A 19,435-nucleotide genomic window follows, 5' to 3' on the forward strand; every position below is an offset into this window, starting at 1 on the left:
GCCATCCACCGGGCCACCCGCGGAGCCAGGGCCCTGTGACGCCGGCCCTCTCCGGCGCCGACCTCGCCCGGATCGATGCGCAGCTCGCCGACACCGACCGGCTGCTGGAGCGCAGCTACCCGGGCGACGACGGCTCCCGCCAGCCGGTGCACACCGTCTACGTTCAGGCCGACCGTTTCAGTCCGGAGTTAGCCGCGGACTGGGGCGCCCAGGCCCTGGCCGCGGCCGAGGCCCACGGCGGGCTGGAACGGCTCGGCACCCTGCTCGGCCAGGACCCCGAGCTCGCCGCCGCCGTCGCGCCGCGGGTCCGGGACAAGCTCTTCCGCGAGCCGATCGAGGACCTTCGCCTGGATTTTGAGGATGGGTTCGGGGACCGGGGCGACGACGCCGAGGACGCCGTCGCTGTCGCCGCGGCGTCCGCCGTGGCCACCGCCGTCGCCGCCGGCACCGCGCCGCCCTTCATCGGGATCCGCTTCAAATGTTTCGAGGCCGCTACCCGCGCCCGGGGCCTGCGGACCCTGGATCTCTTCGTGTCGCAGCTGGCCGCGACAGGCGAACTGCCGGACGGGCTCATCCTTACCCTGCCCAAGGTCACCACGGTGGCGCAGGTTGAGGCCATGGTCTTCGCCGTGTCCCGCCTCGAGGAAGTCCATTCGCTCCCCGCGGGCCGGCTCCGCTTTGAGGTGCAGGTGGAAACTCCGCAGCTGATCCTGGGGCCGGACGGAACCTCGCCGGTGGCGCGCCTGCCGCACGCGGTGCCCGGCCGGATCAGCGCGCTGCACTACGGCACCTACGACTACTCGGCCTCGCTGCAGATCTCCGCCGAATACCAGTCCATGGAACATCCCGTGGCGGACTTTGCCAAGGAAGTCATGCAGCTTGCCGTGGCCGGCACCGGGATCCGGCTCTCCGACGGCTCCACCAACATCATCCCGGTGGGCGGGCACGTGGAGCAGGCCTGGCAGCTCCACGGCCGGCTGGTCCGCCGCTCACTGGAACGCGGCTTCTACCAGGGCTGGGACCTCCACCCGGCCCAGCTGCCCAGCCGGTTCGCCGCAACCTATGCCTTCTACCGGCAGGGTCTTCCCGCCACCGCTGCCCGGCTCCGCAATTACGTGGAGCAAACCGCCGGCGGCGTTCTGGATGAACCCGCCACGGCCCGCGCCCTGGCGGCCTTCGTGCTGCGCGGCGTCCAGTGCGGCGCCGTCGGTGCCGAAGAAGTCCTGGCGCTGGCCGGCGTCGGGCTCCCGCAACTCACTGTGCTGGCCCATCCCCGGCTGGCCAACACCCCCACCCGCTTAGCAAAAGGGACGCACCCATGAGCAACTATTTCTACCCTGAGGGCGGGCTTCCGCCGCAGACCCAGCTCCTCACTGACCGGGCTGTGGTCAAGGAGGCCTACACCGTCATTCCGAAGGGCGTGCTCCGAGACATCGTCACGAGCAAGCTGCCGGGCTGGACCAACACCCGGTCCTGGATCCTTGCCCGGCCCATCGCCGGCTTTGCCACGACGTTCTCGCAGCTGATTGTCGAGGTGGGACCGGGCGGCGGAGCGGAAAAGCCCGAGCCGGAGACCGGCGTCGAAGGCGTCATCTTCCTGACCAAGGGCGCCCTGGTACTGACCCTCGAGGGGGAAACCTACAAGCTGGGAGAAGGCGGCTACGCCTATCTCGCCGCCGGAGCCCAGTGGTCGGTGGCGAACGAGTCCGGGGAGATCGCCAGCTTCCAGTGGATCCGGAAGGCGTATGAGCCGCTGGAAGGGTTCACGGCAAAATCCTTTGTGACACGGGACCAGGACGTCGAACCGCGGGCCATGCCCGGCACCGACGGCGCCTGGGCCACCACCCGCTTCGTGGACCCGGAGGACCTCGCCCACGACATGCACGTCAACATCGTCACCTTCAAGCCCGGGGCCTCCATCCCCTTCGCCGAAACCCACGTCATGGAACACGGGCTCTTCGTCCTGGAAGGCAAAGCCGTCTACCGGCTCAACGACGACTGGGTGGAGGTGGAGGCCGGCGACTTCATGTGGCTGCGCGCCTTCTGCCCGCAGGCCTGCTATGCCGGCGGCCCGGGCAAGTTCCGGTACCTGCTGTACAAGGACGTCAACCGCCAGATCCGCCTGACCTGAGACCGGCCCACGCGAATCAGGCCGCCCGATCCAGTTCCCGCCACCGGAGGAATCCACCACAAATGACGTACACCGTGAACTGCTCCATCCTCCTGACGGAGCTCCCTCTGCTGGAACGCCCGGCCGCGGCGAAGACCGCCGGTTTTGACGCCGTGGAATTTTGGTGGCCCTTCGAGACCTCCGTCCCCACCGACGTCGAGGTTGCCCGGTTTGAGAACGCCATCGCCGACGCCGGCGTGCAGCTCACGGGGCTGAACTTCAACGCGGGCGACATGCCCGGCGGCGACCGCGGCTTGCTCTCCTGGCCGGCACACTCCACCGAATTCCAGGACAACATCGACGTCGTCGCCGGCATCGGTGAGCGCCTCGGCTGCAAAGCTTTCAACGCCCTCTACGGCAACCGCATTGACGGTGAATCGGCTGAGCGGCAGGACGCCCTTGGCGCCGAGAACCTCGCGAAGGCTGCGGCCGGCGTCGCCCGCATCGGCGGCACGGTCCTCCTGGAATCCGTCAGCGGCGCCCCCAACTACCCGCTGCTCAAGGCCCGGGACGCCCTGGACGTCATCGCCCGGGTCAGGACGGAATCCGGCGCGGAGAACATCAGGTTCCTCGCCGACTTCTACCACCTGGCCGTGAACGGGGAGGACATCGCCGCCGTCATCGAAAAGCACGCCCAGGACTTCGGCCACATCCAGATCGCCGACAGCCCCGGCCGCGGGGCTCCCGGAACCGGGCAGCTTCCCCTCGGCGAATGGATCGCCCGCAGCCGCGCACTTGGCTACGAGGGCTACATCGGCCTCGAATACAAGGAACCGGCGGAGACCGCGTTCAGCTGGGCCATCCGTGCCTGACGAAACCTACGACGTCGTCTTCCGCGGGCGGCAGGTGCTGACCACGGCCGGCATCGCCGCGCGGGAAGTCGGCATCCGCGACGGCGTGATTGCCGCGATCGCGCCGCTGGGCAACGGCCTTTCCGGCCGTAGACTCATCGAACTCGCCGACGCCGAGGTCCTCCTGCCAGGCCTTGTGGACACCCACGTGCACGTCAACGAGCCCGGCCGCACGGAGTGGGAGGGCTTCGCGTCCGCCACCCGGGCGGCGGCGGCCGGCGGCGTCACCACGATCATCGACATGCCGCTGAACAGCATCCCGCCCACCACCACCGTCGCTGCCCTGATGCTCAAACGCGAGGTGGCCGAGGACCAGGTGTTCGTGGACGTCGGCTTCTGGGGCGGAGCCGTCCCGGGCAACAGGCACGAACTGCGGCCGCTGCACGACGAAGGAGTCTTCGGCTTCAAATGCTTCCTGCTGCACTCCGGCGTGGACGAGTTCCCGCAGCTGGAAGCGGACGAGATGGAAGCGGACATGGCCGCGCTGAGGTCCTTCGACTCGCTCATGATCGTCCACGCCGAGGACCCGCACACGATCGAGCACGCGCCCCACCCGGGCGGCGACCGCTACGCGTCGTTCCTGGCCTCGCGCCCGCGCGGGGCCGAGAACAAGGCCATCGCCGAGGTCATCGAACGGGCCCGCCGTACCGGCGCCCGCGCCCACATCGTGCACCTGTCCTCCTCCGACGCGCTCCCCATGATCGCCACCGCCAAGCGCGACGGCGTCCGCCTCACCGTCGAAACCTGCCCGCACTACCTGACGCTGACGGCCGAGGAAATCCCGGACGGTGCCACGGCCTACAAGTGCTGCCCGCCGATCCGCGAAGCCTCCAACCGCGAACTGCTGTGGGCCGGGCTGCAGGACGGCACCATCGACTGCATCGTTTCGGACCATTCCCCGTCCACCCTGGATTTGAAGGACCTGGAAAATGGGGACTTCGCCGTGGCCTGGGGCGGCGTTTCCTCGTTGCAGCTGGGCCTGTCGCTGATCTGGACCGAGGCCCGGCACCGCGGCATCCCGCTGGAGCAGATTCTCTGGTGGATGGCGGCCAAGCCCGCACAGCTCGCCGGCCTGGCCAACAAGGGCCGGCTGGCGCTGGGGTACGACGCCGACCTCACCGTGTTTGCCCCGGATGAGACGTACGTCGTGGACGCCTCCAAGCTCAAGCACAAGAACCCCATCACCCCGTATGACGGCAAGGCGCTTTCCGGCGTCGTCCGGCAGACCTACCTCCGCGGCACGTTGATCGACGGCCGGACTCCGACCGGCAAGCTAATCCGCCGCGCCGGCGCATGAACCCGGGCCCACCCGGGCTGGAAGCGGCGTAAAAAGCGGCCTAGAAGAGGACGCCCGCCACCGCCTGCGTCAGCTGATGAATCACCTCGGTGCGTTCGGGGACGTCGCTCAGGTCCTGGCCCTTGGTGTAGATGACCAGGGCGTAGGCGGCGTTGCCTTGCGTGAGGATGGCGGCGTCGTGCAGTTCACCGCCCAGGAGTCCGTACTTGTGGAAGACCGTGATCCCTGCCGGCACTGCGGCTGGAATGAGCGTTTCGTAGTTGGTGTCCTGCATATAGGACAGCAGCTGGGCGGTGTTCCCGGCATTCAGGAGCGTCCCGGAGTAGAGGCGGGAGACGATCGTCGCCATTTCCGCCGGGGTCAGCGTGTTGGTTTTCGGGTCGTAGCTCACGCCCAGCGTCGCCGCGTACGCCGTCAGTTCCTCGTGGCCCACGGCATCCATGATCAGCGACCACGAGTCGTTGTCGCTCTGCTGGATCATCTCCCGGAGCTGGAATCCGGCGGTGTAGCTCCCCAAGGGGTCATCGAGGGTGGCCGCTCCGGTTTCGACCAGGTGGTAGTAGGCCGCCGCGGCCAGGACTTTGGCGGTGCTCGCGGCCACGAACTTCTCCCGGACCCCGTATTCGCTGACGTCCGCGGAGCCGGCGCCCTGGGAGAGGTCGACCACCGCCACGCCGATCTGGTATTGGCTGTTGGCGTCGAGAATGGCCTGGATGCGCGCGCCCAGTGCCGCGTCGACCACTCGGGCAGCCGGGGCCGAGGCGGGGGTCGAGGCATTGGGGCTGGCTGAGGGCGAGGCACTGGCCTCCGCAGTCGTCGCGGCAGACGTCTTCGTGAGATTTGCCGCCGTCGAGCGGTCCGCGAAGGTATGGATACCCACGGCCAGGACGAGGGCCAGCAGCGCGGCACAGGCCACCTGAATCCTGGCCCGGAACCGGGCAGGCGTTGGCTGCCGTCCCGTGGCCGTGCGTCGGGATCCGAAACGTGGCTGTCGTGGAGTTTGCTGTTCCATAATGGCTCCAAGTTAATCACGGCAGCTATGCGGCAGCTATGAAAGAGCTGTCAGGGCCCGAGTCTGCCAAGCCTTCCCGGACGGGTCCTTGATACTCTCAGGCGGCGGAATACAGTCCCGGGCCACGATGTTGTCCATCACAGACCCGTTGTCCACTCCCCGAAGGATCATCATGAGCGCAAACATGACCGTCAAGCTTCAGCCCGGCACACCGGCCCCGGATTTCACGCTGGCGGACGCCGAAGGTAAGCCGGTTGCCCTTGCCGATTACCGCGGCAAGAACGTCATTGTGTACTTCTACCCGCAAGCCGCGACCCCGGGGTGCACCACCGAGGCCTGCGATTTCCGCGACAACCTCGCGTCCCTGCAGGGCTCAGGCTACGAAGTCCTGGGCATCTCCCCCGACGCACCCGAGGCCCTGGCCCACTTCACCGGCGACTTCGCCCTGACCTTCCCGCTCCTGGCCGACGAGGACCACGCCGTCGCCCTGGCCTACGGCGCCTGGGGCGAGAAGCTGATCCAGGGCGAGGTCACGGAGGGCATCGTCCGCTCCACCGTGGTGCTGGACCCCGAGGGCAAGGTGAAGCTGGCGCAGTACCAGGTCAAGGCCCAAGGCCACGTGGCGGCGCTGAAGGAAGCGCTGGGCGTCTAACAGGGCACTGCTCCCTCCCCGCCGCAGGCCTCGCCCCGCGCCGGATGGCTCGGTAGGCTCGGACGATCGGCGCCGGGCATCCGGCCGATCAGAAGGCGGGTACAGCGTGGCAAACGGCACCAAGCAGGATCCCTGGCAGCTCAAGACGGCCCCGGGGACTTCGGAGTATTTGATGTACCGCGACGAGGAGTCCGATCCCCCGGCGCTGGTGTGCCAGGTCGGTTCCACCACCCTCAAGTACCACCTCCGGGCACTGGATGACTTGCACCTCTGGCTGATGGAGAAGGTGGACTGGGTGCCGCTGGGCGCTACCGACGAAAACAAGCCGGCGGCGGAGGGGACGGTGGAAGCCTGGGGCCGCGACCCGGAGAATCCTGTGGGCGGGTGGTATGGACTGCGCAAGGGCTACCGGGGACGGTTCGGGATGTACCTGCCGCCCCTGCTCGAGGCCCTGGGCCTCGTGGAGCTGACCCACGACAAGCGCAACAACAGCGTGCGGGCGATCATCGCGGACGCGTCCGGCCCGGCGTCGCCCGCCTAAGCTACACCTTGGTCCCCGCCACCACCGTGGCGGTGGACCGGAGCCGGATCGCGCCGTCGTGCTCGTAGCGGCCCAGCAGCGCGAACACGTCCTGACGGATCAGGTCCCGCGACGCCTCGTCCGCCTTGGCCAGCCCCATGGCCACGGTGGTCGCGATGTCGGTCATGAACTCCCAGTAGCTCTGGGGGGATTCGTGCACCAGATCGGTGCTGACCTGGCGCTCGGTCACCTCTGCCAGCCCGGCATCCTTGAACATGCGGGTCATGAAGCCGGTTGGTGCGCAGCGGAACAGGCCCGGAGTGCCTGCGGGCGGAATGGGCAGTTCCCGGTGCCGGGCAATCGTGCCCAGAATTAGGCTGGCCCAGGGGTTTGCCGCCGCGCGTCCCCAGACGACGGCGCCAACGCGGGCCCCCGGCTTGGCGGTGCGCGCCATCTCCGCCATGGCCGCGGACATGACGGGAAAGAACATCAGGCCGAAGCTGCAGTACACGGCGTCGAACGTGCCGTCCCCGAAGGGCAATGCGGCAGCGTCGCAAACCTCAAAGTCCAGGTTGGTCAGGCCCCGGGCCGATGCCTTCTCCCCGGCCACGCGGAGCATCCCCGCCGAGATGTCGGCCAGGACCACCCTGCCCTCCGGCACTCGCTCGGCCACCGTGAGTCCGGGTTCCCCCACGCCCGCCGCAACATCCAGCACCCGGGAGTCGGGGCGCAGCCGCAGCTCCTCGAGCAATGCGTCCCCGAACGGCCCCTGCCAGCCGAGCAGTTCAGCGTCCCACTTGTTCCAGCCCGCCGAGAACTCATCCCAAATCTTGCGCTGCTGGTCGCGAATGCGGGCGGCTGAGGCTAACATGGCGGATCCTTAGCTCGTCTGTACGTAGCCCTAGTCTGCTCCGGGAACCGGGCCCCGGCAATGAGTCCAAGGGCAGTAGGGTTAATGGCATGTCTTCCCACGAAACCCCCGGCACAGCAGGCAACGACCCCCAGCGGGAACCTGCCCCGGGCAGCGTTCCAGGCAACGTTCCGGAGAGCGTTCCGGAGCGCCGCGAGGTCACCGTCCGCCGGGCACCGAAGTATGTACCCTTCCTGATCCTGGGCGGGCTGGTGGGCGTGGCCGCCGCGGCCATCATCGCCTACGCACTTCCCGGTGATGTGGGCTATGACGCCAGCTCGGTGTTCGGCTTCTTTATGGTCCTTTGCGCGGCCGGCGGCGTCATCCTGGGTGCCTTGGCCGCCCTGATCCTGGACCGGATGAGCGTCCGCCGCGCCGAGCGCGCCGTCGTCGAGTCCGCACCGGACGCCGACGACGACGGGGACCGTGCCTGAACCGCGCCTCAGCCCCGCCTCGACAGGGCGGCAGGTCATAAAACGGCCGCCGGAAAAGTCTTAGCGCACATCGTGAGATAATCGACCAGTGGCACGCGGCGATGGAAAACTTTCTCATGATCTTCTCCCAGGCGAAAAAGGCCCTCAGGACGCATGTGGCGTCTTCGGGGTCTGGGCACCCGGTGAAGAAGTAGCAAAACTCACCTACTACGGGCTGTATGCACTGCAGCACCGCGGCCAGGAGTCGGCTGGTATTGCAACCAGCGACGGCAAGCGGATTAACGTCTACAAGGACATGGGCCTCGTTTCCCAGGTCTTCGACGAGACGACGCTGAACACCCTGACCGGGCACCTGGCCGTCGGCCACTGCCGCTATTCCACTACCGGTGCGAGCCACTGGGCCAACGCCCAGCCCACCCTTGGCGCGACCGCCACGGGCACCGTGGCCCTCGCCCACAACGGCAACCTGACCAACACGGCCGAGCTCAAGGCGATGATCGAGGACCGCAACGGCGGAAACCTCAGCGGCGAGATGAAGCAGGGCAACACCTCGGACACGGCCCTGGTCACCGCCCTCCTGGAGGGCGAAGAGGGCAAGTCCCTTGAGCAGACCGCCATGGAGCTGCTGCCCAAGATCAAGGGCGGCTTCTGCTTCGTCTTCATGGATGAGGGCACCCTCTACGCGGCCCGCGACACCTACGGCATCCGCCCGCTCTGCCTGGGCCGGCTGGAACGCGGCTGGGTGGTGGCCTCCGAGCAGTCCGCCCTCGCCACCGTCGGCGCCAGCTTCATCCGCGAAATCGAACCCGGCGAGTTCATCGCGATCGACGAGGACGGCGTCCGCTCGCAGCGCTTCGCCGAGGCGACGCCGGCCGGCTGCGTCTTCGAATACGTTTACCTCGCCCGCCCGGACGCGTCTATTGCGGGCCGCTCGGTGTACGAATCCCGCGTGGAAATGGGCCGCCAGTTGGCCCGCGAAAACACCCAGGAAGCGGACATCGTCATCCCGGTGCCGGAATCGGGCACCCCCGCGGCGGTTGGCTACGCCGAGGAATCCGGCATCCCCTTCGCGCACGGCTTCGTCAAGAACTCCTACGTGGGCCGCACGTTCATCCAGCCCTCGCAGACGCTGCGCCAGCTCGGCATCCGGCTCAAGCTCAACGCCCTCGAATCCGTGATTCGCGGCAAGCGTGTTGTGGTGGTGGATGACTCGATCGTCCGCGGCAACACCCAGCGCGCCATTGTGCGGATGCTCCGGGAAGCCGGCGCCGCCAGCGTCCACGTCAAGATTTCCTCCCCGCCGGTCAAGTGGCCCTGTTTCTACGGCATCGACTTCGCCTCCCGGGCGGAACTGATCGCCAACGGCGCCACCGTCGAAGAGATCACCCAGGCCATCGGCGCCGACTCGCTCGCCTACATCTCCGAAGACGGCATGATCGGCGCCACCCAGCAGCCCCGCGAACGCCTCTGCACCGCCTGCTTCACCGGCAAGTACCCCATCGAGCTCCCGGGTGCGGACAAGCTCGGCAAGAACCTGCTGGAACGCACGGATCTCGGTGGCCTGCCCGCCGCCGGTGATGCCGCCCTAGGCGCGGCCGCCTCGGAGTCCGCCGCCGAAGCCGCCGCCGGTATCAGCCCCGACGACGATCCGGCCGAGAAGGCCGGCGCCACCGGTTGTGATCCGGGGCCGGACTCCGAATTCGAAGAACTGCTCACCGATGCCGACCGCGTCACCAAAGCCGACAAGAAAGAGCCAGTATGACTTCCGCTTCCCCGGCCGCTGACATGAACGCCGCCCAGAACGCCGGCATCACCTACGCCTCCGCCGGCGTCGACGTCGAAGCGGGAGACCGCGCCGTCGAACTCATGAAGGACGCCGTCAAGGCAACCCACAACGCCTCGGTGATCGGCGGCGTCGGCGGGTTCGCAGGCCTCTATGACGTCTCCCGGCTGCTCACCTACAAGCGCCCGCTCCTGGCCACCTCCACCGACGGCGTCGGCACCAAGGTGGCAATCGCCCAGGCCATGGATATCCACGACACCATTGGCTTCGACCTCGTCGGCATGGTGGTGGACGACATCGTCGTCGTGGGCGCCGAGCCGCTCTACATGACCGACTACATCGCCTGCGGCAAGGTGGTCCCGGAGCGCATCGCCGACATCGTCCGCGGCATCGCGGCCGCCTGCTCGGTCGCCGGCACCGCCCTGGTGGGCGGCGAAACCGCCGAGCACCCGGGCCTGCTCGGTGAGCACGAGTACGACGTCGCCGGGGCCGCCACCGGTGTTGTCGAGGCCGACGCGCTGCTCGGCCCGGACCGTGTCCGCGCCGGCGACGTGGTGATCGGCATGGCCTCCTCCGGCCTGCACTCGAACGGCTACTCCCTGGTCCGCCGCGTCATCAACCACGCAGGCTGGGCCCTGGACCGCCAGGTTTCCGAACTCGGCCGCACCCTGGGCGAGGAGCTCCTCGAGCCCACCCGCGTCTACGCCGCGGACTGCCTGGACCTGGCCCGCACCTTCCCGGTCAACGGCTCCGCAGGCGGCCGAGCCGTCCACGGCTTCAGCCACGTGACCGGCGGCGGCCTCGCGGCCAACCTCGCCCGGGTCCTCCCGCAGGGCCTGCTGGCCACCGTGGACCGCTCCACCTGGGAGCTCCCGGCCATCTTCAAGCTGGTCGCCGAGCTCGGCAACGTCCCGCTGGCCGATCTGGAGCGCACCCTGAACCTGGGCGTGGGCATGGTCGCCATCGTTTCGCCGGAAGCGGCCGACGCCGCCGTCAACCGGCTCAACGACCGCGGCCTGCCGTCCTGGATCATGGGCACCGTCAATGAGAACTCGGATTCGGTCGTCAAGACGGGCCCGGACTACGTCCAGGGCGCCAAGGGCGTCGACGGCGGTGCCGTCCGGCTGGTCAACGCCTACGCCTAAGGGTTCCTAACCCCAATCGAGTGCTCCCCAACTGCCGTTTTGAGACCTGAAAACGGCAGTTGTGGAGCACTCGATGTATTTAAGCCCTAAACCTCCAGCAGGCTGAAGACGCCGCCCTGCGGGTCCTTGAGCGTGGCGATGGTGCCGGCTTCCTCGACCTCGTCCGGTTCGATCAGCACGACGCCGCCCGCGGCCACCGCGGCCTGCACCGCCTCCGCGACGTCGGAGACGCCGAAATAGACCTGCCACCCGGGCTCGAGGGTGTCCTGCGCATCGCCGGGCACCCGGGCGATGCCGGCCACTTCGGCGCCGCCCACCATGAGCGTGGTGTAGGTGCCGCCGTCGTCCTGGGGGTATTCGGTCACGTCGTGCCCGAAAAGCTGCTGGAAGAAGCCGACGGCGGCCTGCGGCTCCGGCGTCAGCAGCTCGGCCCAGGCCAAAGTGCCCGGTTCCTGGCTCCGGCCGGCTCCGAAGTGGCTGCCCGCCTGCCAGGCCCCTGTGGTTCCGCCGCCGGGCGGGGCGAAGAAGACCATGACGCCGGTGTCTCCGATCGCCTCGGGGCCGAATTCAAGGTTTCCGGGGGAATGGGCCAGTTCGCCGGCGAGGTCCCGGGCGTCCTCGACCGCGAAATATACATTCCACCGGCCCGGCTCGCCCGAGGCTTCCTGCTGGGGGTTCTGCGGCGCGAGCACGGTGACCAAGGCATCGCCGAGGAAGGCTTTGGCGTAGCTGCGCCCGTCCGGGGTGGGCAGGTCCTCGTACCGCCAGCCGAAAACCTCCGCGTAGAAGGCCTTGGCTGCCTCCACATCGCTGGTCTGGAGGTCCGTCCAGCAGAGCTCACCCTCAGCGAATCCTGTGCGCATGGTCATGGCAGTCCTTCCGGGCATCTGGGTGGCACCGGGGAAATCCGGCACCAACAACGTAGCCCGAGGCCCCGCCGGTGACAACTGCGCTGGCGAAACCGTGGGTCACCACGGGAAACGACGGGCGGTTCGATGCACGGGTTCGTCGTGCTCGACGCGGTCCGCGCCGAACGCGGATTCACTCCCGCGGAACAGGCCAAGGCCGTCCGCCAGGGACTGCCCGAGGTGGAGCGGCACAGCCTCGCAAGGGAAGTCCGTACCTGCGCGGCGGCATCAACGGATGAGGCTGAGTTCGTCCGCCGGGCACGCCAGGAAGGCCTGCTGGTGCGGCAGGCCTGACTTGAGGCCGGACGCGAACTAGCCAAAACCTCAGCTGCGCCGGGCGTGGGCTCGAAGGCTGCTAGCAGTCAGACGGTGGCCTGCGGGCCGATCTGGTCGAGGGTATAGCCGTCCGCGTAGGCGGACATGCGGCCGCCGGGCACAAATATGGGCTTGGTCGGTAAGGGGCGCCGCCTGGCCTTGAGGGCGCGGAACCGCAACACCGCGTTGAACGGTACGCGCAGCGCTGCCGGGGCAGGTTTTAGACCCAGAGCAACGGCGACCTGGGGTTTGTCCATCATCAGCGCGAGGATGGTCGGCGTGAACCGGCGAAGCGGGGTGGGGATACGTCGGGCGAAGGCCGCGGCGGTCGCATTGAGCAGCATCGCGCCCTCAGGGCTCGGGCCCATGTTCCGGTCCTCGTACTCGTCCAGGAACTGTTCCGCCTCCGCGAAGGTGGCCGGGACGCCCTCGAGCCCCATCTGCCTGCCCAGTTCGGCGTAGAAGTCCATGGCGGCCCGCTTCTCCAGCTCGGTCAACCGGCGCCAGCCGTGACGTTCGGTCCAGCGCAGCGGCAGGACAAGCAAAGTCATGAGGACGTAGACGAAGTCGTCCGGGGTGCCGGGCACCCCCTTGTGTACCCGGCGGAGCAGTTCGATCATGGCCTGGCTGCGTTCGTGCTCGAAGCCGTTGGCGATGATCTCGTAGATGACGATGCCGGTGTCGTAGGAGCGCTTCATCGGCCGGGATTTCATCTCCCCGGTCGTCGCCAGGGTCCTCGCTGTGGTGGGGATGGCGAAGTTGCGGTAATAAGCGACGAAGAAGCCCGAGTGGACTTCAGTCTGGAAATCGAAAAGGACCATGTTCCGGTAGATCCCGTCCATGTCCGTACCGCTCGGGCCTGTTCGGCGGGTCGGGTGCGTCAGGAGGTGCATGGGGGCTTTCTGTAGCTGCCGCAGGTTATGCCCGGGCAGGGGAGATATGGAGCTTTGCTTCGACGGAGAGCAGGTAGCTGCGCTCCTCCGCGTCCAGGAAGGTCGCCGAAGTGCCGGCGGCGAGGTCAGCGTCCCAGATTTCGACAATCATCCGGTGCAGCCTGTCCTGTACCGGTGCCTGGGGGTCGGCCTCAAGGGTCCGGTCAAGAGACGTGCTCTGCAGCGCTTTGGCCCAGATGGACTCGACGCGTGCGAGGGTTTCGGTGTTCCAGCGGTGCAGGTTTCTGCGGGCAGCCCTGCCGGCAACCGCCGGGATCGTCAGTCCGGCGCCGGCCAGGACGGTCGCGACCAGTTCTAGCTGATGGTAGGGGAAATCAGGCCTGACCAGTATGGCCAGGAACGTCAGGTGTCGGGCCAGCAGGGAGAGGCACATCTCGGCCATCACCAGGAAACCCATGATGCAGCCGGCGCCCAGCATGGAGAAACCGACACGGAACGAGCGGCTCATACGCGGGATGTAGCGGAAGCAGATCACGGCAATTTCCGCGCTCATCGAACAGATGAAGAGAGTGAGCATCAGTGAGAACAGGAGAGCCGGGAAGCGGTCCTCGTAGATGCCCCAGGCGGGGGTCGTGATGGTGGGTCCGGTGAGGAGGAAGAACACGGTTTGCAGGGTCAGCGTGAGCGTCAGAGGCAGGGTGCGTGTCCACCAGGACCGGCGACCGCCGGCTTCCGGGGCGATGGCGGCGAATGCAGCAAGGCGCAGATACCAGAGCGAGATGATCATCAGGGAGTTCAGAACCAGTTTGACCAGGTTCATCCCGCCCAAGGCTGTGTCGACGGGGACGTAGACAATCGGGGACATGAGCAAAGAGCCCACGCCTCCGTACACGGCACAGGAGAACACCAGGTCGGTCCGGTTGCGAAGCAGGGCGGGAACGCGGACCCCGGCCAACAGGAACAGTGCCGCGGCCATGAGGAACTGCATCATCCGAAGACCGCCCCGAAGTTGCCGGGCTGCGCGTCAGGCCGCTGGCCGGAGCGGCGGATACGGGACGCAAGCCGGTCCGCAAGGAGCTCAGCCGTCACCTCGAGCTCGTCGAACAAGTCGGTGCGCTTCAGGGCTGAGACGACGCGCTCCGGGTCGAGGTCCGGGAAAAAGGCTTTGGCGTAGTCGTGCGAAAGGTCCTCCTGCTCGTGGCGGAGGACCATGTGGGCGAACTCGTGCAGAACGATCTGCTGTCGGTGGACCTCCGATGCGGACTTGGCATGGAGGATGAGGTCCATTGTGTCCAGACCGAACCACAGGCCGCAGACCTTGTCCGTCGGGGTGTTGTCGATGGACTTGATGACAATCCTGCGTCCCCTGGCTGCTTCCAGATGAGCCTGGATGGAACGCATTGAGACCGGCTCAGGCAACTGCAGGCGTTCTTCCGCGGCCTGCGCTCGCTCTCGGGCGACTCTGTAGTCCATGGGCTGCGGGTCCTCCGGATAGTCCAATGTGGGCCGGAGATAAACCTACTCCAAAGCAGGACTGTATCAGCCCTGTTCAGTGCCTTGCGTGTCAACCGGCATGACGTGCGTCTCCGCCAGTTGTTCGTCGATAAGGTCCCTGATCTGAAGGAGCGATTCGGATGACAGTCCGCCCAACTGACGGGCGGCGAAGTTGCGTACCTTGTTGGTTCTCATGCTGGCCAGATGATCAAGCTGGGCCTCCACTTTTGTTGGGAAGGCCCTCCTGATCCTGCAGGAGGTAGCCGCAGTTCACGCCGAAGAATTCAGCGAGGTTCCGCAGGAACGCGTCCCCGAACTCCTCACTCACGCCGCGTCACCGTAAGGGTTGTGTGCCGCAACGGCCACCAGCTCACGATCGACTTTCGCTTCAATGTCCAGGGAGTCCCTGACTGCTGCCGAGTCCCACCGCGACGGGCAAAGAAGGGACGGGCACAAGAAAGGCCGCCGGCCACGCCTGAAAACAGGGGTGGCCGACGGCCTGAAAATCTTTGGCTGGCACTGCAGTGCCGGAAGAAAGCGTCGACTAACCTATACGACGGGAATCAACCTCGTCGTCGTCGTCTTCCACATCGTCCGCGTACTTATCCACATACGCTGAATAGTCCGGCTCGACCGGGTCATCCGCGAAGTGGCTCGTGGCACGACTTCCCGGGCCCGTGAGCTCGCGCTGAAGGGCCGAATAGTCAGTGTTCGGGGAGTAGTACTTGATGTCCCGAGCCTGCTTGGTAGCTTTTGCCTTTTGACGGCCGCGCCCCATGGCGTGACCCCCTTTTGTACTTGGACCGGAGGTGGTCACCTTTGGCGATCGGTGAGGCCCCGGAATGTTTGGTCAATTTGTCGTACACCTAGATTACATGCTTTCGGCGTCAACTGCTCGCCGGCCTGCCCCCTGTGGACAGCGTGGCGCCTCCCGCCACGGTGCCCGCGGCCACCGGCACATGCGCCGTGCCGCGCATCTTCGATAGAGTTTCGTGATGTGCGCCCAGAAAAGGGCCGCGACGCCGGGCTTCCAGCCCCGGCAAAGACGCACGGAAGTGGTGAATTTCTCAGTGACTGACGAGAATCCAAGACACGACGCCGGGTCCATCCCGCCGCCGCCTTCGAGGCCGCCGACGTCCGCCCTGCCCGTTCTTACAGCCGACCCCGCTCGGTCCACGAATCGTTCGGCGGCGCCCGCAGCGGCGAAGCCCTCGGGCGCCACTTTCGCCGGCGGCATGCGCGCACTTTCGAAGCGAGCGCGCCCCCTGGCCCGCCGAGCCCGCCCCCTGGTCCGCCGGATCCGCCGGCAAGGGCCAAAGCGGCTCGGTGTGGCCGCGGCCCTTCTCATCGCGCTTGGGCTTCTGGTCTGGTGGGCTGTGGCCGCAGTTGCCGGCAGCAGCCAGCCCCCTGTCGAAAGCGGCGGCCCTGCCCCCGCAGCCTCGTCGGCGTCGGCCCCGGCCAGCCGCGGAGCCCTCCCTCTGGAAGGCGTCAGCCCCTTGGACTTCCAGCTGCGGGACTGCTTCAAGGACTTCGATCCGGATGCGCAGCAGTCCACCGTGGTGGACTGCGCCACCGGCCACTCGGCCCAGCTGGTCGCCGTGGAGAAGTACGGGAAAAATGAGTCCTACCCCGGCCGGGACGCGCTCAAGCAGAGAGCGCGCGATGCCTGCAAGGCAGCTCCGCTGACGGACAAGGCCGGCAAATACGACCTGAGCTACAAGTTGGCCTACCCGAGCTCGCGCAGCTGGGAGAGAGCCGACCGTCGAGTCGACTGCTACGCCGTGACGGACGCAGGAAACGTCATCAAGGAGTCCCTGCTGCCCTAGCGCTGCCCGGCTTGAGGCGCTGCAGCGCGTCGCAGTAGCGCACGGATCTGGCGCGCCGGCAAAGCGCACGACGTTGCCGACCGGCAGACGGGACCAGCCCGGCTGCCGGTGGGGCATAGCGCTCTTGCCGACGGCGTCTACTCCTTGCGCCGGACCGAGAGCCCGGTGCCGGTGGCCGCGCCGCCGTCGGGCACGTAGCTGTCCTCCAGCCCGCCCATGGTGAGTTCCATCAAATCCGGCGCGGTGTCCACCAGGACGGTGTCGCCGTCGGTGATTTCGCCGGCCAGGATGGCCTTGGCCAGCCGGTCGCCGATCTCGCGCTGCACCAGACGGCGCAGCGGCCGGGCGCCGTAGGCGGGATCGAAGCCGGACACGGCCAGCCAGGCGCGGGCGCCCTCGGTAACCTCGAGGTTCAGCCGGCGGCCCTTGAGCCGCTCTCCCAGCTCCTTGACCTGCAGTTCCACGATCTCGGACAGCTCTTCAACGTTCAAGGGATCGAACAGCACCACTTCATCGAGCCGGTTCAGGAACTCCGGCTTGAAGGAGGCGTTCACCATGGCGATGACAGCGTTCCTCTTGGCCGCGGCGTCGAGGTTGGGGTCCACGAGGAACTGACTGCCCAGGTTCGAGGTGAGCACCAGGATCACGTTGCGGAAGTCCACGGTGCGGCCCTGACCGTCGGTGAGCCGGCCGTCGTCGAGCACCTGCAGGAGGATGTCGAAAACCTCCGGGTGGGCCTTTTCCACCTCATCCAGCAGCAGCACCGAGTACGGGCGCCGCCGCACGGCCTCGGTGAGCTGGCCGCCCTCCTCGTAGCCGACGTACCCGGGAGGCGCCCCGACGAGCCGGGCCACAGAGTGCTTCTCGGAATATTCGGACATGTCGATCCGCACCATGGCGCGCTCGTCGTCGAAGAGGAAGTCCGCGAGGGACTTGGCGAGCTCGGTCTTGCCGACGCCGGTGGGGCCGAGGAACAGGAACGAGCCGGTGGGCCGGTTGGGGTCGCTGATCCCGGCGCGGGCGCGGCGTACGGCGTCGGAGACCGCGGCGACGGCCTTCTTCTGGCCGATCAGCCGCTCACCCAGGACGTGCTCCATGTTGAGCAGTTTCTGGCTCTCGCCCTGCAGCATGCGCCCCGCGGGGATGCCGGTCCAGGCCGAAATCACCTCGGCGATGTCATCGGCGGTGACCTCATCGGCCACCATCTGCCTCGATTTGTCGGGCACGGCGGCCTCTGCCTCGGCGGCCGCGTTCAGTTCCCGTTCCAAGGCGGGAATCTCGCCGTAGAGGATTCTGGACGCCGTCTCGAGGTCCCCTTCGCGCTGGGCCTTGTCGGCCGCGGAGCGGAGCTCGTCGAGCTTGGCCCGCAGGTCACCCACCCGGTTCAGGCCCGCCTTCTCGGCCTCCCACCGGGCGTTCAGGGCCGCGAGCTCTTCCTTCTTGTCCGCCATGTCCGCGCGGAGGGCCGCAAGGCGTTCCATCGAGGCGGGGTCGGTCTCGCCGGCCAGGGCCAGTTCCTCCATAGTCAGGCGGTCCACCTGGCGCCGGAGCTGGTCGATCTCCTCCGGAGCGGAATCGATTTCCATGCGCAGCCGGGACGCGGCCTCGTCCACGAGGTCGATTGCCTTGTCCGGCAGCTGCCGGCCGGAGATGTACCTGTTGGAGAGGGTCGCGGCCGCCACGAGGGCGGAGTCGGAGATGGACACCTTGTGGTGGGCCTCGTAGCGTTCCTTGAGGCCGCGGAGGATGCCGATGGTGTCCTCCACGCTGGGTTCGCCCACATAGACCTGCTGGAACCGGCGCTCCAGGGCGGGGTCCTTTTCGATGTTCTCGCGGTACTCGTCCAGCGTGGTCGCGCCGATCAGCCGCAGCTCGCCGCGGGCCAGCATGGGCTTGAGCATGTTGCCGGCGTCCATGGAGCTGTCCCCGGTGGCACCGGCACCCACCACCGTGTGGAGCTCGTCGATGAACGTAACGATCTGGCCCTCGGAGTTCTTGATCTCCTCCAGCACGGCCTTGAGCCGCTCCTCGAACTCGCCACGGTACTTGGCCCCCGCCACCATGGAGGCGAGGTCCAGAGCGATTAGGGTCTTGCCGCGCAGGCTTTCGGGCACGTCGCCGGCCACGATCCGCTGGGCGAGGCCCTCGACGACGGCGGTCTTGCCGACGCCGGGCTCGCCGATAATGACGGGGTTGTTCTTGGTGCGCCGGCTCAGGACCTGGATGATGCGCCGGATCTCCGCATCGCGGCCAATCACCGGGTCCAGCTTGCCCGAGCGGGCGACCGCCGTGAGGTCCGTGCCGTATTTCTCCAGCGCCTGGAACGCGTTTTCCGGGTCGGCGTTGTCCACTTTGCGGTCGCCCCGAACGCCCGGCAGGGCGGCCAGCAACGCCTCATGGGAGGCGCCGGCCTCGCGCAGGAGCTTCCCGACGCCGTCGCTCCCGGCGGCAAGGCCCAGCAGCAGGTGTTCGGTGGAAACAAAGGTGTCCCCGAGGCGCTCCGCCTCATTCTGGGCATTCTTGATCGCCTGCAAGCCGGCCCGGGACAACTGGGCCTGCTGCACACTGCTCCCGGAGGACGACGGCAGGGCCTTGATGGCGGTGCTCGCCTGGACGCTGACCGCGTCCGGGTCTGCGCCCGTGGCCCGGAGCAGAGCGACGGCGACACCCTCCCGCTGGTCCATGAGCGCCTTGAGCAGGTGCGCGGGCTCAAGCTGCGGGTTTCCCGCGGTCGAAGCGTTCATGGCGGCGGCGGCGAGAGCCTCCTGGCTCTTGGTGGTGAATTTCGCGTCCAACGAGGGCTCCTTTCGGAATGGTCCTGATATCGAAGTTGAGTCTACATCGCTCAACTTTGCAATGAGGGACGCTGGCTCCATGTTTGCCGACAGCGAAACGCCTGTCTAGGGGCGGCCTGCCCGCAAGGCCGGGTCGCACCGCGGCCGGGTCTCACCGCGGCCGCCGCCGGCTTGGGACATGCCCTCCCCTGGGCCCGAAGACTGGACATAGTCCGCATTTGTCCACCGCCCGGACCTGGGACTGGGCATGTCCCCTCGGTCTGGGTGCGAAGAGTGAGCATGTCCCTTCGGCCTGGGCGTGAGCACAGAGCATGCCCCCTCGGCCTGAGTGCGAAGGGCGCGAAGACTGGACATGTCCTCGGCTCCCGCGCGGGTTCACGGGACATGCCCTCCCCTAGCGCACACCGGTGGACATAATCCCTTCGTGCGC

The 19,435-nt window shown here is 67.5% G+C and carries 20 protein-coding genes; 11 read left to right on the forward strand and 9 right to left on the reverse strand.

Annotated features, from left to right (window positions below):
- Positions 1 to 35 precede the first annotated feature (35 nt).
- The 4 genes from M2428_RS19705 to allB all read left to right on the forward strand — a co-directional run bounded on the left by M2428_RS19705 (position 36) and on the right by allB (position 4,318).
- Positions 36 to 1,322 carry an aldolase gene (locus M2428_RS19705; protein ID WP_277527657.1) on the forward strand — a complete coding sequence of 429 codons (1,287 nt, stop codon included), beginning with the start codon at positions 36 to 38 and terminating at the stop codon, positions 1,320 to 1,322.
- Positions 1,319 to 2,131 carry a bifunctional allantoicase/(S)-ureidoglycine aminohydrolase gene (locus tag M2428_RS19710; RefSeq protein ID WP_277527658.1) on the forward strand — a complete coding sequence of 271 codons (813 nt, stop codon included), beginning with the start codon at positions 1,319 to 1,321 and terminating at the stop codon, positions 2,129 to 2,131. The genes M2428_RS19705 and M2428_RS19710 overlap by 4 nt, the downstream gene beginning before the upstream one ends.
- Positions 2,132 to 2,193: 62 nt before the next feature.
- Positions 2,194 to 2,982, forward strand: a complete 789-nt coding sequence (locus M2428_RS19715) for a TIM barrel protein (RefSeq protein ID WP_277527659.1) — start codon at positions 2,194 to 2,196, stop codon at positions 2,980 to 2,982.
- Complete coding sequence (allB, locus tag M2428_RS19720) at positions 2,975 to 4,318, forward strand: allantoinase AllB (protein WP_277527660.1); 1,344 nt, start codon at positions 2,975 to 2,977, stop codon at positions 4,316 to 4,318. The genes M2428_RS19715 and allB overlap by 8 nt, the downstream gene beginning before the upstream one ends.
- A gap of 40 nt (positions 4,319 to 4,358) precedes the next feature.
- On the opposite strand, the gene M2428_RS19725 is transcribed toward allB, so the two are convergent.
- Positions 4,359 to 5,234, reverse strand: a complete 876-nt coding sequence (locus M2428_RS19725; protein ID WP_277527661.1) for a serine hydrolase — start codon at positions 5,232 to 5,234, stop codon at positions 4,359 to 4,361.
- Positions 5,235 to 5,502: 268 nt separating this feature from the next.
- Between M2428_RS19725 and bcp the strand changes: the two genes are divergently transcribed.
- Entirely contained in the window at positions 5,503 to 5,982 is a 480-nt protein-coding gene (bcp, locus tag M2428_RS19730; RefSeq protein ID WP_277527662.1) for a thioredoxin-dependent thiol peroxidase, read from the forward strand.
- A gap of 106 nt (positions 5,983 to 6,088) precedes the next feature.
- Complete coding sequence (locus tag M2428_RS19735) at positions 6,089 to 6,523, forward strand: DUF6855 family protein (protein WP_277527663.1); 435 nt, start codon at positions 6,089 to 6,091, stop codon at positions 6,521 to 6,523.
- A gap of 1 nt (position 6,524) precedes the next feature.
- Here M2428_RS19735 and M2428_RS19740 read toward each other — a convergent pair whose 3' ends face one another.
- Positions 6,525 to 7,373, reverse strand: a complete 849-nt coding sequence (locus tag M2428_RS19740; RefSeq protein WP_277527664.1) for a methyltransferase domain-containing protein — start codon at positions 7,371 to 7,373, stop codon at positions 6,525 to 6,527.
- 89 nt (positions 7,374 to 7,462) lie between these two features.
- On the opposite strand from M2428_RS19740, the gene M2428_RS19745 reads away from it, so the two are divergent.
- The 3 genes from M2428_RS19745 (at position 7,463) to purM (ending at position 10,774) form a co-directional block, all read left to right on the forward strand.
- The gene (locus tag M2428_RS19745) at positions 7,463 to 7,846 is read left to right on the forward strand and encodes a hypothetical protein (RefSeq protein WP_277527665.1); all 384 of its coding nucleotides are present in this window, start codon (positions 7,463 to 7,465) and stop codon (positions 7,844 to 7,846) included.
- A gap of 88 nt (positions 7,847 to 7,934) precedes the next feature.
- Positions 7,935 to 9,608, forward strand: a complete 1,674-nt coding sequence (gene purF / locus M2428_RS19750; RefSeq protein WP_277527666.1) for an amidophosphoribosyltransferase — start codon at positions 7,935 to 7,937, stop codon at positions 9,606 to 9,608.
- Positions 9,605 to 10,774: a phosphoribosylformylglycinamidine cyclo-ligase gene (purM, locus tag M2428_RS19755; protein ID WP_277527667.1), complete on the forward strand. Its 1,170-nt coding sequence runs from the start codon at positions 9,605 to 9,607 to the stop codon at positions 10,772 to 10,774. The genes purF and purM overlap by 4 nt, the downstream gene beginning before the upstream one ends.
- Positions 10,775 to 10,860: 86 nt before the next feature.
- Here purM and M2428_RS19760 read toward each other — a convergent pair whose 3' ends face one another.
- Positions 10,861 to 11,643, reverse strand: a complete 783-nt coding sequence (locus tag M2428_RS19760; protein ID WP_277527668.1) for a VOC family protein — start codon at positions 11,641 to 11,643, stop codon at positions 10,861 to 10,863.
- A gap of 126 nt (positions 11,644 to 11,769) precedes the next feature.
- On the opposite strand from M2428_RS19760, the gene M2428_RS19765 reads away from it, so the two are divergent.
- Positions 11,770 to 11,976, forward strand: a complete 207-nt coding sequence (locus M2428_RS19765) for a hypothetical protein (protein WP_277527669.1) — start codon at positions 11,770 to 11,772, stop codon at positions 11,974 to 11,976.
- A 68-nt stretch (positions 11,977 to 12,044) separates the two neighbouring features.
- Here M2428_RS19765 and M2428_RS19770 read toward each other — a convergent pair whose 3' ends face one another.
- The 5 genes from M2428_RS19770 to M2428_RS19790 form a co-directional block, all read right to left on the reverse strand.
- Positions 12,045 to 12,890 (reverse strand): oxygenase MpaB family protein, encoded by an 846-nt coding sequence (locus M2428_RS19770; protein ID WP_277527670.1) that lies wholly within the window; start codon positions 12,888 to 12,890, stop codon positions 12,045 to 12,047.
- Positions 12,891 to 12,915: 25 nt separating this feature from the next.
- Positions 12,916 to 13,881, reverse strand: a complete 966-nt coding sequence (locus tag M2428_RS19775) for a hypothetical protein (protein WP_277527671.1) — start codon at positions 13,879 to 13,881, stop codon at positions 12,916 to 12,918.
- The gene (locus M2428_RS19780) at positions 13,878 to 14,363 is read right to left on the reverse strand and encodes a hypothetical protein (RefSeq protein ID WP_277527672.1); all 486 of its coding nucleotides are present in this window, start codon (positions 14,361 to 14,363) and stop codon (positions 13,878 to 13,880) included. Before M2428_RS19780 ends, M2428_RS19775 begins: the two co-directional genes overlap by 4 nt.
- A 66-nt stretch (positions 14,364 to 14,429) precedes the next feature.
- The gene (locus M2428_RS19785) at positions 14,430 to 14,579 is read right to left on the reverse strand and encodes a hypothetical protein (protein ID WP_277527673.1); all 150 of its coding nucleotides are present in this window, start codon (positions 14,577 to 14,579) and stop codon (positions 14,430 to 14,432) included.
- 349 nt (positions 14,580 to 14,928) lie between these two features.
- Positions 14,929 to 15,162 (reverse strand): DUF3073 domain-containing protein, encoded by a 234-nt coding sequence (locus M2428_RS19790; protein ID WP_018774150.1) that lies wholly within the window; start codon positions 15,160 to 15,162, stop codon positions 14,929 to 14,931.
- A gap of 457 nt (positions 15,163 to 15,619) precedes the next feature.
- On the opposite strand from M2428_RS19790, the gene M2428_RS19795 reads away from it, so the two are divergent.
- Positions 15,620 to 16,210 (forward strand): septum formation family protein, encoded by a 591-nt coding sequence (locus tag M2428_RS19795; protein ID WP_277527674.1) that lies wholly within the window; start codon positions 15,620 to 15,622, stop codon positions 16,208 to 16,210.
- A gap of 137 nt (positions 16,211 to 16,347) precedes the next feature.
- On the opposite strand, the gene clpB is transcribed toward M2428_RS19795, so the two are convergent.
- Positions 16,348 to 19,005: an ATP-dependent chaperone ClpB gene (clpB, locus tag M2428_RS19800; protein ID WP_277527675.1), complete on the reverse strand. Its 2,658-nt coding sequence runs from the start codon at positions 19,003 to 19,005 to the stop codon at positions 16,348 to 16,350.
- Between the last annotated feature and the right edge of the window lie 430 nt (positions 19,006 to 19,435).

It is taken from the genome of Arthrobacter sp. ES3-54 (assembly GCF_029504395.1).
Taxonomy (GTDB): domain Bacteria; phylum Actinomycetota; class Actinomycetes; order Actinomycetales; family Micrococcaceae; genus Arthrobacter.